The sequence below is a fragment of the Bacillus sp. BS1807G30 genome, assembly GCF_040047675.1.
Lineage (GTDB): Bacteria > Bacillota > Bacilli > Bacillales > Bacillaceae > Bacillus > Bacillus altitudinis.
The window spans coordinates 306030-319710 of sequence record NZ_CP157353.1 but is presented as its reverse complement, the minus strand read 5'-3'; the positions used below and the strand labels follow the sequence as shown (position 1 = coordinate 319710).

The 13681-nt window shown below is 43.3% G+C and carries 12 protein-coding genes; 1 reads left to right on the top strand and 11 read right to left on the bottom strand.

Annotation, left to right across the window (positions count from 1 at the left end):
• The first annotated feature begins 110 nt into the window (after positions 1–110).
• A complete protein-coding gene (locus ABG082_RS01715) occupies positions 111–1238 on the top strand; it encodes a M20 peptidase aminoacylase family protein (protein ID WP_311754544.1) in 1128 nt (375 codons plus the stop codon).
• Positions 1239–1285: 47 nt separating this feature from the next.
• On the opposite strand, the gene ABG082_RS01710 is transcribed toward ABG082_RS01715, so the two are convergent.
• The 11 genes from ABG082_RS01710 to ABG082_RS01660 all read right to left on the bottom strand — a co-directional run bounded on the left by ABG082_RS01710 (position 1286) and on the right by ABG082_RS01660 (position 13630).
• The gene (locus ABG082_RS01710) at positions 1286–2008 is read right to left on the bottom strand and encodes an SDR family oxidoreductase (protein ID WP_019743827.1); all 723 of its coding nucleotides are present in this window, start codon (positions 2006–2008) and stop codon (positions 1286–1288) included.
• A gap of 85 nt (positions 2009–2093) precedes the next feature.
• Positions 2094–2969: an alpha/beta hydrolase gene (locus tag ABG082_RS01705; protein WP_348936454.1), complete on the bottom strand. Its 876-nt coding sequence runs from the start codon at positions 2967–2969 to the stop codon at positions 2094–2096.
• Between the two features lie 39 nt (positions 2970–3008).
• Positions 3009–3890, bottom strand: coding sequence for a glycine betaine ABC transporter substrate-binding protein (locus tag ABG082_RS01700; RefSeq protein ID WP_008342122.1), 882 nt, complete (start codon positions 3888–3890; stop codon positions 3009–3011).
• On the bottom strand, positions 3890–4735 hold the full coding sequence (opuAB, locus tag ABG082_RS01695) for a glycine/proline betaine ABC transporter permease subunit OpuAB (protein ID WP_029575460.1): 846 nt from the start codon (positions 4733–4735) through the stop codon (positions 3890–3892). Before opuAB ends, ABG082_RS01700 begins: the two co-directional genes overlap by 1 nt.
• Before the next feature lie 10 nt (positions 4736–4745).
• Positions 4746–6011 carry a glycine/proline betaine ABC transporter ATP-binding protein OpuAA gene (opuAA, locus tag ABG082_RS01690; protein WP_008342124.1) on the bottom strand — a complete coding sequence of 422 codons (1266 nt, stop codon included), beginning with the start codon at positions 6009–6011 and terminating at the stop codon, positions 4746–4748.
• A 400-nt stretch (positions 6012–6411) separates the two neighbouring features.
• Entirely contained in the window at positions 6412–7506 is a 1095-nt protein-coding gene (locus tag ABG082_RS01685; protein WP_007498324.1) for a toxic anion resistance protein, read from the bottom strand.
• 14 nt (positions 7507–7520) lie between these two features.
• On the bottom strand, positions 7521–9137 hold the full coding sequence (locus ABG082_RS01680; RefSeq protein WP_035703101.1) for a YceG family protein: 1617 nt from the start codon (positions 9135–9137) through the stop codon (positions 7521–7523).
• A 70-nt stretch (positions 9138–9207) separates the two neighbouring features.
• Positions 9208–10023: an HAD family hydrolase gene (locus tag ABG082_RS01675; protein ID WP_348936453.1), complete on the bottom strand. Its 816-nt coding sequence runs from the start codon at positions 10021–10023 to the stop codon at positions 9208–9210.
• Positions 10020–11129, bottom strand: a complete 1110-nt coding sequence (locus tag ABG082_RS01670) for a cysteine protease StiP family protein (protein ID WP_348936452.1) — start codon at positions 11127–11129, stop codon at positions 10020–10022. Before ABG082_RS01670 ends, ABG082_RS01675 begins: the two co-directional genes overlap by 4 nt.
• Positions 11122–12453 carry a phosphoribosyltransferase family protein gene (locus ABG082_RS01665; RefSeq protein WP_348936815.1) on the bottom strand — a complete coding sequence of 444 codons (1332 nt, stop codon included), beginning with the start codon at positions 12451–12453 and terminating at the stop codon, positions 11122–11124. Before ABG082_RS01665 ends, ABG082_RS01670 begins: the two co-directional genes overlap by 8 nt.
• A complete protein-coding gene (locus ABG082_RS01660; protein WP_008342129.1) occupies positions 12437–13630 on the bottom strand; it encodes an HpcH/HpaI aldolase/citrate lyase family protein in 1194 nt (397 codons plus the stop codon). Before ABG082_RS01660 ends, ABG082_RS01665 begins: the two co-directional genes overlap by 17 nt.
• Positions 13631–13681 lie beyond the last annotated feature (51 nt).

Below are 13681 nucleotides of genomic sequence, written 5' to 3'. Positions count from 1 at the left end.
CTGAATAATCAAATGATGTGTTATATTATAAACACTGATGATATTTAAGATCAATATTATTTCACTAAAAGAATGTTTTGGCAGATTATCTGTCAGCAAGGAGGCTTCTCATGACAACTTTGACAAACGAGATGAAACAAACCGTGACAGACATCTTTGAACATCTGCACGCCCATCCAGAAATCAGCTGGGAAGAGACAAATACGACGGCTTATATTGAAGATCTATTAAAGAAAGCAGGCTGTAAAACGAGAACATTTGAAGACTGTACAGGGGTAATCGGTGAAATTGGGGAAGGCGCACCAGTAGTCGCTGTGAGAGCCGATATTGACGCATTGTGGCAGGAAGTAGATGGCGTATTTCAAGCCAACCATTCATGCGGACACGATGCTCATATGACGATGGCACTTGGGACATTCATGGCATTGAAAGAAAAAGAACTCCCAAGTGGCACGATCCGATTCATTTTTCAGCCTGCCGAAGAAAGAGGCGGCGGCGCTTTAAAGATGATCGAAAAAGGTGTGTTAGCTGACGTCGATTATTTATACGGGGTGCATGTGCGCCCAATTCAAGAAACCTTAAACGGACGCTGCGCTCCTGCCATTTTGCACGGATCAAGTAATCATTACGTCGGAACCATTCTAGGGGAGGAAGCACACGGTGCACGCCCGCACCTTGGGGTCAACGTCATCGAAGTTGCATCTACGCTTGTGCAGAGACTGGCACATATCCATGTCGATCCACGAGTCGCCCATTCTGTGAAAATGACCAATTTAAATGCAGGTGGCGGCAGCTCCAACATCATCCCTGGCAAGGCCTCTTTTACACTCGACGTTCGGGCACAGACAAACGAAGTGATGGATGAATTAGAAAAGGAAATTGAAAGAGCATGCCATTCTGTAGCGGATGCTTTTGGCGCCTCTATCACACTTTCAACTGATCATCGTCTTCCAGCTGCGACATTAAATGAAGAAGCTGTGGAGATCATGTCACATGCCATAGAGCAAGTGCTAGGCAAAGAACAGCTCGATCCACCGATCGTAACGACAGGCGGAGAGGACTTTCATTTTTATGCAGCAAAGCTTCCTCATATTAAATCGACGATGCTCGGTTTAGGCTGTGATTTAAAACCTGGGCTTCATCACCCTTATATGACATTCGATCGCTCTGCGATTTTTACCGGCATTGAGATTTTGACGGAAGCTGTATACAAAACACTTCAGCAGCATTCATCGTAAAATAAAAAAACCACCCGTCTTTCCTGAAGCGGGTGGTCTCCTTTATTTTACGCATTCACATCTGTCATTGCCGGGACATTGATTTCTTTGACACAGGACACCCTGGATAGATGAATAACACATCTCGCCAGCTCGACAATATCTTGTACAGGTATTCTCGTTTCATCATACAGAGCAATGGCTTTTTCAGCGCCATCTTCGTACGGAACTTCTGCCGCCAGCTCCCCTGGATTGATACAGGTAACGGATATTTTATCTTTCCTTACGTGCTCTCTTAGTGCGTTCACAATACCACGAAGCCCAAATTTAGAAGCAACAAAAGAAACCTGAGACAAATTCGTATGGTCAAGTCCCGCAGTAGAACCAATGACGATGATCTTTCCATTCTCAGATGTCCTTACGTGCGGGAGCAGAGCTTGGATGTAGGTAATCGTTGAGGTAACGTTCACATTGATTAAATGAGCGATATCCTCCGGTTGATCATGATCGAAAGAATAATCATCTTCAAAGCCGCGTTTCTCCCATAAACCGACGTTATAAATGAGTACATCAATTGTCTGATCCTTCAATGCTTCGAGCATAAAAGGGATATGGGTTTGGCTTGATAAATCGATCTTCAGCCAGATTCTACGCACCCCATCGTCTATGTTCAAACTGCTTGGTTCACTTCGTGACACAATCCATACTGTATCTCCACTTGAAGGAAGACCTTTTACAAAGGCATCCCCTAATCCTTGACTCGCACCAAATATGATATAGTTTTTACTCATGCTTCCTCCTTCATGGCTCACTTACCAGCTTCCATCCATACACCAATTCATCTGTAAGCGTTTTATACCTATATCATACAATGTCTTATACATGCCTGCCCCTTTTATGCTCATCTTCACTTTCTAAATGGCCTAGCTTCCTTATTTCCTTTAATTCCGCTGGTAACGCACGCTCTTCTATAAAGCTTTTGATCATGTCGACAAAAAGTTCTTTCTTTTCAAAAGTAAACGTATGTCCAATGTCAGGAACGATGACCCCCACTGCATTCGGGTGTGCATTCGTGATTTTTTCTGCTGACCTAGTCATAATGCCCTTTTCCTTTTCTCCCACTGTCAAAAGAATCCGTGCCTTCGCTTGTTGAAACGTGTCAGGGAGCTTGTAATGAAGGTTTTCTTGAAACATCGTAAGCAGCGTCTTCTTCTGCAATTGTTTGGAATCCGCTGCATAATGATCCAGTACATCGTTTGGAAGTCCCATCTTTTCTGCTTGCAGCTGGATGAACCAATCTTTCTTTAATAACGGATATGTAAGAGGTAAAATGGGTCTTACCATCAAATAGAGCCATGGTAATGGCAACACAAGGGCGCTATTGATGATGGCGATGTCTGCGATGTCTGGCTCTCTCGATAACACATCAACGGCTACCTGTGCACCTAGAGAGAAGCCAATTAGAATGACTGTACGACCATGTGCATGCTCCTTTATCCATGAAATGATTTCAAGAGCACTTTCTCGCATGGAAAACGACTTTTCATTTGCTCTTGTCCCGTGTCCGATAAAATCAGGGGTATAGCATTCATACGTTTCCTTGAATATTTCCATATGCTCCTGCCACATCCAGCTGCTTACGCCTCCACCGTGCAGGAAAATCATCATTGGTTTTTCCACCATCGACAACTCATCCACCATCCTTATATATAAGAAAAAGCAGTCGCTTTTTGAGCAGACTGTTTTTTCCATATGCTCCCTTCTATTATAAGGGAACTGTTATACAATTGGCTATTTTTTCAAATCTTCGATCGAGTTGACGTTTTTCATATAAGTCGGAACAACGAGACCCATGCGAAGACCCTTCATACTTGTACCGAGATCATCATATTTTCCTTTAAACTTCGCTGCATACGTTTTATGCGTATTTGGAAGCCATGCAGATAATGATGCATCAGCACTTCCGGTTGCAATTGCAGTCCACATTGGGCCCGCTTCAACCTGAGTCAAGGTCACTTTAAAGCCAAGTTCACGCAATACCTCTGCGGCCACATTGGTACTTGCAATCTCACTATCCCACGCAACGTAGGCAAGATTGATTTTGTCACCGTTTGACTTTTTCACGCCTTTTGTCCATTTCGCTACTTGATCTTTATGCTTTTTCACATATTTAACAGCAGCATCCTTTGGTTTGACGCCATCCTGAATATCAAGCATCACTTCACCCATGTCATCTTGAGACCATTTAAACTGACTGAGCATTTTGGCTGCTTCCGGCTGATCCTTCGCAAATCCTTTACGAGAAATGGTGTGAATTTCTTCTTCGTCACCATATGATTTTTTCGGATCATCTAAATATTTCAAATCGTAGCGGGAAAACATCCAGTGAGGATTCCAGCCAGTGATGATAATCGGTTTTTTACGGTCATACGATTTCTTCAATGTCGCTGTCATCGCTGCACTTGAGGCAGATACAACCGTCCAATCCTCTAAACCGTAATCCTTTTTCGCTTGATCGGTTAAGGCCATAATACCTGAACCCGGATCAATCCCGATAATCGTTTTATTGACCTGCTGTGCTGCACTTGCATTTGAATCTGATTGTGCACCACAAGCCGCTAGTAAAAAGACGAGCAGGGCGGTCATCCCAATGTAGAGAGACTTTTTCCACATTAAGCATTCCCCCTGGTTTTTTTCGTTTTAATGTTTTGTGTAATACGATCTAGTGTGATCGCTACGATAACAATGGCAATACCAGCTTCAAAACCAATCCCTGTTTTCAGCTGAGTTACTGCACTATATACTTCCGAACCAAGTCCTGGTGCACCTACCATTGCCGCAATGACGACCATGGATAGAGCAAGCATGATACTTTGGTTAATCCCAGCTAAGATGGTTTTTGTAGCAAGTGGAAGCTGAACTTTGAACAAACGCTGGAATGTCGTAGAACCAAAAGCCTCTGTTGCTTCAATCAAATCCGCTGGTACTTGTTTAATACCGAGAATGGTCATACGAATCGTTGGCGGCATAGAGAAAATAACCGATGCCACAACGCCAGGAACAACTCCAATATTAAAGAAGAAGATCGCTGGTAAAAGGTATACGAATGCAGGCATTGTCTGCATTAAGTCTAAAATAGGTGTGACAATTTTACGCACCGTTTCCTTCTGTGATGCCCAAATACCGATCGGAACCCCGATCACGATAGAAATGACCACAGCTGTCAGAACGAGCGCAAGTGTTTGCAGCATTGGCTGCCAGTAGCCTAAATAGTCGATCAGTAAGAATCCAATAAGTGTGAAAAGAGCAACTCCTCTTGTACTGATCCACCAAGCAATGCCGGCAAAGATAAGCGTTAAAATAATAGATGGAATCACGCCAAGTGCAGCTACAATACCATTTACTGTTCCAGCTAATCCATTTGTGATGCCATCAAAGAAACCACCAAAGGTTAATGTTAACCAGTCAACAAATTGATCGATATAATCCGCGAACGGAATTCTAGGTAAATCACTCATACTAAACATCTTATTCTACCTCCTGTGCAGAAGGCTCTTGTGCTTTAATTTCCTCTAGCTCGTTAGAAGACATGTTGATATATTCATCATTACCTGATAATGCACCAATCAATGCACCTCTGACCACAATACCCTTCATTCTGTTTTTCTCATCTACAACGGCAATTGGAATGTTCGCATCAGACACCGCGTCAAAGATCTCTGTTAAATACGTTGATTCCAATACTGTCGTAAATTCTTTATCAAGAACAGTTTCTAGCGACGCACCCGTTTCTGCCGCTTTTTTCGCTGCTTGTGCAGAAATAACACCTAATAAATGCTTTTTCTTATCTACTGCATAGATAGACGAAATACCAAGGTTCTTCATGAGCGTGAGCGCAACACGTGCCCCTTTATCAAGCTGAACTGTTTCTGCACGTTTCATAATATGACCAGCGGTTAATACTTTAGAAAGGTCTACATCTTCAACGAAACGTTCAACATACTCGTTCGATGGGTTCATCAGAATTTCTTCTGGTGTTCCGATTTGAACGATATTCCCGTCTTTCATGAGGACAATGCGGTCGCCAATACGAAGCGCTTCATCTAAATCATGCGTGATGAAAATAATTGTTTTTCCTACAGACGTATGAAGCTCAAGCAATTCATCCTGCATGTCTTTACGAATTAATGGATCTAGTGCGCTGAATGCTTCATCCATTAACAAAATATCAGGGTCATTAGCTAGTGCACGTGCCAATCCAACACGCTGCTGCATACCGCCACTTAATTGATTTGGATACTGCTCTTCAAAACCTTCAAGTCCAACAAGCTTTAAAGATTCAAGCGCTTTAGAGCGGCGCTGTTCTTTCTCTACACCTTGCAATTCAAGCCCGTATTCTGTATTCTCCAGAATGGTACGATGCGGGAACAATGCGAAGTTTTGGAAGACCATGCTGATCTTTTTCCGTCTGACTTCACGCAATTGATCCTTTGACATATTTGTTATCATATCCCCATCAATATAAATTTCTCCGGAGGTTGGTTCGATTAACCTATTTAGCAGCCGCACAAGTGTGGACTTTCCGCTCCCTGATAGCCCCATGATGACAAATATCTCGCCGTCATAAACATCAAAATTTGCTCGATTGACACCAACTGTTGCGCCGGTCTCTTTTAGGATTTCTCTTTTTGTCTTCCCTTTTTCAAGCATTTGAGATGCTTTTTTAGCATTTTTACCGAAAATTTTAGATACATTATTTATCTTGATTTTGATCTTTCTCTCTTCAGAATTCATTTTTTCCCTCCAAATTAGCATCTTTATAACCGTAACATAAGCGTTATGATGCGAACAATCTTTAGAATTCGCTTATTTCCGTACAATATGTATGAATTCCATATAGAGGTCTGGTGATTACAGTTTATACGCCGTATTACTCGTAAATCCTATAGAATGCTTCATAAACTACATATTTTACGGGGTATTTTCTCTCACCAGACAATATTTTACTGGAAATTCCTTATTGTGCTAAAAAATAAGTCGAATCCTTGTGATAGCGGACTTTTTCTTTCATGGGTGAACCATGCCCCTGAACAGGATTTACCCGAAAAAGGTCACATAAAAACCTTTTTCCTCAAATTTTAATCAAATTCATGAAAAAACTGCCTGCAACTTTAGTTACAGACAGCCTGTTTTTTTAGGACTCTAGGGCAGCTTTCTTAATATTATCTTGAAGCTCAAGCATACGTTTTGTTCCGTCCTCACGTAATCGTTTGTTTTCTTCTTCAATCTGCTTCGTCTCTTTCATCCCTTGTACAATCGTATTGAAGGATGATTCGATCGTTTCAATGTCGATGCTTGGACGACCTGATAATTTAGCAATCTCAACACTTTGACTTGAGATATTTTCAGCATTTCGTTTCAGCATTTCATTCGTTCTTCTGTCCAGTTCACTCATGGAATCAGCCACAAGCTTTTGTCTCTTCGCTGTTACCGCTTGAATGATTCCATTTTTGAAAATCGGAATCGTAATGATGAAGGCAGAGTTAATTTTCCCGATTAATTTCGTATTACCACGCTGCAGCAAACGGATTTGCGGTGCCGTTTGAAGTGCCACCATCCGTGCCATATCAAGATCATATACACGCTCTTCAAGCGCTTGAATCCCATTACGAAGCGTATCCAGCTCCATTTGTGCCAGCTGGTTTCCCCCCGCCGCTTTTTCTTCATAAGAAGGAACCAATTGTTTTAATTCTTCGATCTTCATTTGCCCTGCGACGACATACTTTTCAAGCTCCATATAGTATTGAATGTTATGCTCATACATTTCTTCAAGCGTAACCGTCGATTTGGTCATTTCATCTTTGTATTTACTGATTTCCACATTGATTTTTTCAATTTCTGCACCGAGCGTTTGATATTTGCTGAAAATCTTTTCGATCATGCTACCGCCGCGTTTAAAGATTTTTGACAACAAACCGCCCTTCGGCTCGTCAAAATCATTTTTATCAAAACGATCCATAATCTTTCCAAGCTGTGTAAGCATCGTTCCTGAGTCTGTGACACTTGTTGAACGCATCATAGAGAGGATACGATCAGAAAACTTAGAGATTTCGACAGCCGGCTGTTTCCCGTATTCAAGCAGTTCAAGCTGATTTTTGGCATCAATCTGTCTCGCAATGTTTTGGACTTCTGGTTCATTGCGCAGCTGAACGCGAATATCGTCTGCCTTTTCAATCGTGATTTCCTCTTTATCAATTGAAATGATGTCATTTCCGTTTGTATTTGTCATAAGCTTTGATCTCCTTATCGGTTTTTAATGGATTGAAATAACTTTCTCACAATAGACGGCTCTTTAAACTCTTGGTTCATGACCATTTCATCAAGCCAATGTGTATCAAATAATTGATCGTCAATATACCGCTCTATACACTGATAGCCGGCGGGATGATACACGAAGAGATCCACACCCATTTCATTTAGGAAAATCAGGGCAGCCGCATCAGAACGAGTCAGCTCACCATTATATTCCGTATGGTATAAAATCACTTTCGGTACAGTCTGGGCATAATCAAAGGTTTGAATGAGTTCAATTACATCTTGGTTCATATGCAGAAGCTGCTTGAATAAATAAATACGCACATCTAATTCGGTCTCATGCCCTTCTTTTAACAGCTTCGGATGCTGACATATGCGAGAAATGGCCTCTGCGATCGCACGTTGCGTGCCCTCATATAAATGCGAGAACTGCCACACATTGCTTTTCATTAACAAATCAGGGTCAACCTCTCCTGCTTTAGAAAGTGCATGCTGATAATGAAATTGATAATTCGAAGACACTTCTTGTGTGAAAGGGAAATGACGGATCGTTTTCGTTTCTTTCCCCTCCATTAGCGTATGGATACGGTCCCAATATTCTCGCTTGTCTCTCGTCACCCCCATCATCTTCGCAAAAAGATTCGGAATCTGTATGGTGTCACGGTCTGCTTTGAAATTCGGGCGGATAAACGACCGTTCCTTTGCAATTAAAAACAGCTCATCATACGTTGTCTTTAGCGTAATGGAATGAGGAGTATGATCTCTGAATTGCCATGGCTTATACAGCATGGAATCTTCTGTGTGAAGTACCTCTTCAAGCTCTCTTGTCGAACGGTACGCCACCGTTGATTTCCTCTCAGGCTTTTCAGTAGGGAACGGTTCAAGCTTTGACGTCCCTGGATACTGATCAATAAAAGTCAGCTTTTCTTCTGGATCTAATTCACGAAATTGATCCTTGCCTTCTGGATGAAACAGCACCACATCACAGCCAATCAGCATGACATAGTAAAGAAAATAAAGCTGACTTTTATTCGCCTCTCCATACCAAATGACAGCTGGCATTTTTTCTTCCAAATTTCCTTCCTTCAGCCATGGTCCTAGATGATTATTTGAAAACTTCACCACATCTAGCAGCACGCGGCGGAAATCAGGATGCTGGAATCCCCCTTCATGCAGCTGCTTGAAATGTTCAAACACCTGGATTAACGAAAGGCGGATATGCCGGTTCATCACTGGGTTTGGATGACGGACAATGAGCTGTTCACCATCTAAGAAAGCCACAAATCGATTCACGGACAATCCCTTTTCTTCCTGATTAATCATATGAATCCGCTGGAGCGCTTGAAAGTGCTCCGGCTCAATATGCCGGTTGAGGGTTTCACTTAAAATATGCATGCCGTCAGTTTCGTATAATTCATGTAAATAAATAAAATAATCGGTTGCATCATGCGGAGTTCCAAGGACGCGGGCGGCGAGACGCGGCAAGGATAAGGTGTGCTCGTCCTTGACGTAGCCGTCTCGTTCAGGGAGCGGCTTTTTCAGCAGGTTTTTCCAGGCTTCCTGTTTCGCCCGTGTCTGGGTTACGTTGATTTCTTTATAACTCACGCCGCTCCTTCCTTTCTCCTATATTTTCTCGAAAGCTACTACTATCATATCATTCAGCCTTCTACTTCTGCTATCGAATCGAAGGCTTTTTTGCCGTGTTCATCTTCTTTGCGACAGAAGCGGCGATTTCGTCTGCCGCCGCCATGCCAGAGGCTGTCGTCGGTTCAAGCGATAGATCAACATCTAAGACTTCCCCATGACTCGGAGCGAAGCCTTTATCCGCTTGACGTATGAGATCAACATCTAACAAGGAGTCGCCCGCACCATATACATATTCAAGGTGTAGCCTTTCTTTTAGAAAAGCAACAGCAGCCCACTTATTGAGCGGCTTTGGAATAAAATATAGCTTCCGGCCCTGAAGGGAAACCTGCCAGCCTCTCTCCTCACCCCACAGCCTTAATTCAGCAAGCGGAATATGAGAAAGAAACTCGTCTTTCATAATTAAATAAAGAAATCTTCCCTCAGCTGTTCGAGTACGTTTAACCCAAGCGGCAACCGGAAGTTCAGAGATCGCCCGCAGCATATCTCTCACCGGCATACACTCTTGCAGTCTCTCATCTACAATCGCCTGCCACTCCTCAAACGGCTTGCCGTGATGAAGGATACAGCCCCCGTTTGTCGTGACGGCATACTCTGGTTTGATCTCTTGCTGAAAGAGAGTGATTCGTTCAAATTGTGCTGTCGTTCTTGTCGTCACTGGGATAAACCAACCTGCTTGATGAATTGCCTGTAAGGATGCTTTCGTTTCAATCGACACATAGGAAAGCGGCCGGTCATCCAGCACCTCAATTAATTCGTATGCTCCCTTGTATGCATACTGCTCCAGCATTCGATGTGAGTATATCAGTGTCCGGTCTAAATCACTGGCAAATGCGATATTCTTCATGACGATTGCTCCAACGGGCGGATGAGCCCACAGCATGTGTAGGACATGTTGGCATATTCAATCACGGGCACGCCTCTGTCCTCTGCGAGTAGTAAAATGTGCTTGAGCTTTTCCCGAGATCCTGGCTGAATGAGTATTTTCCAAGGAACTCTTCTGAGCAGCACACGGGTCGTCTCACCGACGCCCGGCTTAATCAAATGCGTATTGTCAATTTGGAACTCCTGACCAATTTCTTCAATGGAGGTCATCCCCCGCCAGTCAGGAGGCGTTCCTTGTGCGAGCAGGGTCTCTGCTTTCTCTTGTACATTTGCATTAAGTTCAGAAAATGCTTCTTCAATTGTATTAACGTACAGATTGGAGACATCCTCATCAATGAGCTCTTCATAATACTTGGCCCCATGGAAATCATCGGCATGGATCCAGCGGTTGTTTAGCACCGTTCGACTAACTAGGCCAGATACCGTTGAATTCAAGCAGGCACTTGGAATGAGGAAATCCTCTCTCGTTCCGTAAACACTCGTACAATAACCAGGATCAGCAAGCACAGCCAGCTCACTCGAAAGACGAATTCCATATTTCTGTTCAAAATCAAGCACCGCTTGTTGAAGCTCTTTGGAAATAGCACCCTTTCCGGTCCAACCGTCAATAAAGGCAATCTCAAAACCTGGATGTTCTTTGAGTATATAATGCAGCGCATTCTCATCTATTCCGCGGTCACGAATAATAGAGATGCTATAATGCGGCAAATCGAGACCATACGTCTTTCTGATATACCGTTTAATGAGCACCCCGATTGGTGTCCCAGCCCGTGCCAAGCTGCAAAGAACGGTTTGAAAGCCTCGCTTTTTCACAATTTGTTCTGCGACAACCGCTACGGCTTCCGCTACCTTTTGCTTACTTTCTTCAAGAGATTGATAGAATAAGTCCATATAAGATGCCGTCGGCTTATATTCAATTGGCAGCATTTCTGAGTAATGGGCACCGCTTTGAATAGAGCGCTCCCGCTCTTCTGTACTTTTCTCCATCTCAATCGATGATAAATCCTTGAGTAAGAAGGTTACGTCCTGCTCTGGATAGCTTCCCATCTTTGTATACACGTTAGCCATTCACCTTCACCTCATCTGATAAAGTCACAATATGCACATGCTTCACATGCCGCTCAGCAAATAAGTGGATCAGCGGCATCAAAGCTTCTTGAGACACCTTTTTCTCAAAAAACAAAAAGACATCATCGTACTGATCTTTAGGGATATTGTACACGTAGTGCTGAATGCGGGCATCCTCTGGACTCAAAAATGCGAATCCGTTTTGAACAGCGTACCCTTCCTTTTCAACCGGATGAATCGGACTTCTTGTCGTCGAATGAAAAAGGACACCTTCGCCCATATGAGCTGCAAGCCTCATCGGCACATACATCAATTCTCCTGTCCCTAAGCAAAGGGTCTGTTTCCCTTTTCGCTCTTGCTGGAGCTTCAGCCCAGCCTTAGCAGCTGCTTGATCAATGGCGACCGTATCCACTGCGCTTAAACCGAAACGACCTGTTTCATGTATATACGGCGAATGCCCCGCCGGATTGACTGCATGGGAAAGTGAATATGGCACTTGCTTAAAGAAGGATTGAAGAGAATGAAAAGAGAGTTCAGGTCTTTTCTCTTGCGCAGCAATCTCATATGAATAAGTAGGCTCATCCAGTGTTGTCCCCCGAAACATCATCTGCCCTTTTAATAAAGATAATGATGTGATATTTACCCCTAGCTCCTCTTGAAGCTGGAGCATCGCTTCCTCGTGCTCCTCTGTTCTCCAATCTAAAATGGATAGAATCGTATAAGAGGATCTAGGGTGCTTTGCGTGCAGATCCCGAATAATATTCATATTTGTTCGGCCTGTCGTGACCTCATCATCTACTAGCACAATTGGACGATCCGTACGAAGTAAGACGTCGTCTGCATAGCAAAGCTGATCCGTGGCATGAGAATGTTCTTCTTCAAATACGAGTGAAGGATCAAGATCCAACAGCTGTTCACGTGTTGTATGGATATAAGATGCTCCTTCTATGACGTCATACACACCATGACCAAGCGCTGTTGCCGTTTCAGCAAAACCAATTACTATCGGCTCGTTACTTGCCGGCAGCTTCTCTTGTTTGAGCGCTGCATAGGCTTCGATTAACTTAGCATGATCATCCGTTTTTAGAGCATCTACTACACAGTCTTGGTGCGGGGGCGTCTTGCCTGTTTGTTCTTTTGCATAAGCCATTGCCAAAAGACCTGAGACGAGGAGTGGTTTCAACGGGTGAACAGGCATATGTTTCCCGAGCACCTTACTAACAAATAAAAAGGCTCTCTTTTTGTTCACCCGTGCGGCCATGTCAAAAAGATGTTCTTTTTCAAGCTGAAGCGTACCTTCTTTGAGGTTAAGCTCCACCTCCATATGTTCCAAGATGTTCAGCGTATGCGGCTTCTGCTTCTGTGAGTATGTCGATATAGCTTCTATTTTCATGAAACACCCCGTAAATGTCTGACTTCATTAAAATGTTTTCCGCCCAGCGATAGTGCGGCTTCGTTTCGTTCATTTTATTAGAAAAGGTACTCTTCATCACGCCGACTGTACCATCTGCATGCTCTAAAATACTTAATGCATCCATGTACTCTTCCTTTGTGACAACGTACATGCTTTGAACTGGCTTGAGATGCGTTGGATGGATGACTGTCTTGCCATGAATACCGTTTACCACATCCAGCCTTGTCTCTTTGAGCAGACCTTGCATATGATCGAGCTCAGATGATAAAGACTCACCGCTCTTAGAAATTGCACGGATGAATGGATTTTGTTCTTTTCGTGCCGGTCCAAAATGCTCCCATACAGCTCCTGATATCACAAATGAACGACCAAAATAATTGATGATATCTGTGATCAACTCAGCAATGACTCTGATCTCATAAATGGTGGTCTCGCGATCACGGCGAATGCCGTACAATCCACACAGATCCGTTGCCCCAATGCGAATATTCAAAATATATTCCTCATCATTCAGCATGATCTGCTTTAACTCAGACAACACCTGATATCTCGTTTCTTTTTCTAATAAATCTGGTGTTTCTAAAATGGGCATTCCGTATAGTGTTTTCTGAGTTTGTGCTGAAGCTCGTTTCAAACTGTCTACATATTCCTTTGCATTGTGAACGGAGCACTTTGGAAACACAAAACCAGTCAGTAAATGAAGAGAGGAACCGAGCAAATCTGCCATTTTGAGCAGCTGTTTGGGCGAACGAACCCGAATAAATAAAAGCGGCAAATGCTCAGCCATTTCTGGAGATTGATGAATTGTCTCAGAAAGGCAGGTCAATTGTGCCACTATATTCTGTTCAGCCATGTCCACTTCCTGATCACCAATGGCGTCCTCCAAGCAAAACACAACAGAGCAAAGCGCTTCATATTTCTGCGAAAGCAGCATGTCTGCTACATCCTGTCTTGTCGCAGGCATATACAAAGTAGCACCTAATGCATGCGCAAGTACATGCCTTGGCGTCAATGAATGAACTGCCGCCGGCCGCTTAAAAAAAATATCGTGCTGCCTCGTCTCTGATAAAAAACGAAAATATCGCATGCAGTGCCACCTCCTGTTGTAATGACTTGATGATTCAAAAAAGGATGGAGC

Excerpts from the sequence above, each read along its gene's own strand:
- ABG082_RS01715 (WP_311754544.1), top strand. The coding sequence starts at position 111 with ATGACAACTTTGACAAACGAGATGAAACAAACCGTGACAGACATCTTT.
- ABG082_RS01710 (WP_019743827.1), bottom strand. The coding sequence starts at position 2,008 with ATGAGTAAAAACTATATCATATTTGGTGCGAGTCAAGGATTAGGGGAT.
- ABG082_RS01705 (WP_348936454.1), bottom strand. The coding sequence starts at position 2,969 with ATGGAAAAAACAGTCTGCTCAAAAAGCGACTGCTTTTTCTTATATATA.
- ABG082_RS01700 (WP_008342122.1), bottom strand. The coding sequence starts at position 3,890 with ATGTGGAAAAAGTCTCTCTACATTGGGATGACCGCCCTGCTCGTCTTT.
- opuAB (WP_029575460.1), bottom strand. The coding sequence starts at position 4,735 with ATGAGTGATTTACCTAGAATTCCGTTCGCGGATTATATCGATCAATTT.
- opuAA (WP_008342124.1), bottom strand. The coding sequence starts at position 6,011 with ATGAATTCTGAAGAGAGAAAGATCAAAATCAAGATAAATAATGTATCT.
- ABG082_RS01685 (WP_007498324.1), bottom strand. The coding sequence starts at position 7,506 with ATGACAAATACAAACGGAAATGACATCATTTCAATTGATAAAGAGGAA.
- ABG082_RS01675 (WP_348936453.1), bottom strand. The coding sequence starts at position 10,023 with ATGAAGAATATCGCATTTGCCAGTGATTTAGACCGGACACTGATATAC.
- ABG082_RS01670 (WP_348936452.1), bottom strand. The coding sequence starts at position 11,129 with ATGGCTAACGTGTATACAAAGATGGGAAGCTATCCAGAGCAGGACGTA.
- ABG082_RS01665 (WP_348936815.1), bottom strand. The coding sequence starts at position 12,453 with ATGGAGGTGGAGCTTAACCTCAAAGAAGGTACGCTTCAGCTTGAAAAA.
- ABG082_RS01660 (WP_008342129.1), bottom strand. The coding sequence starts at position 13,630 with ATGCGATATTTTCGTTTTTTATCAGAGACGAGGCAGCACGATATTTTT.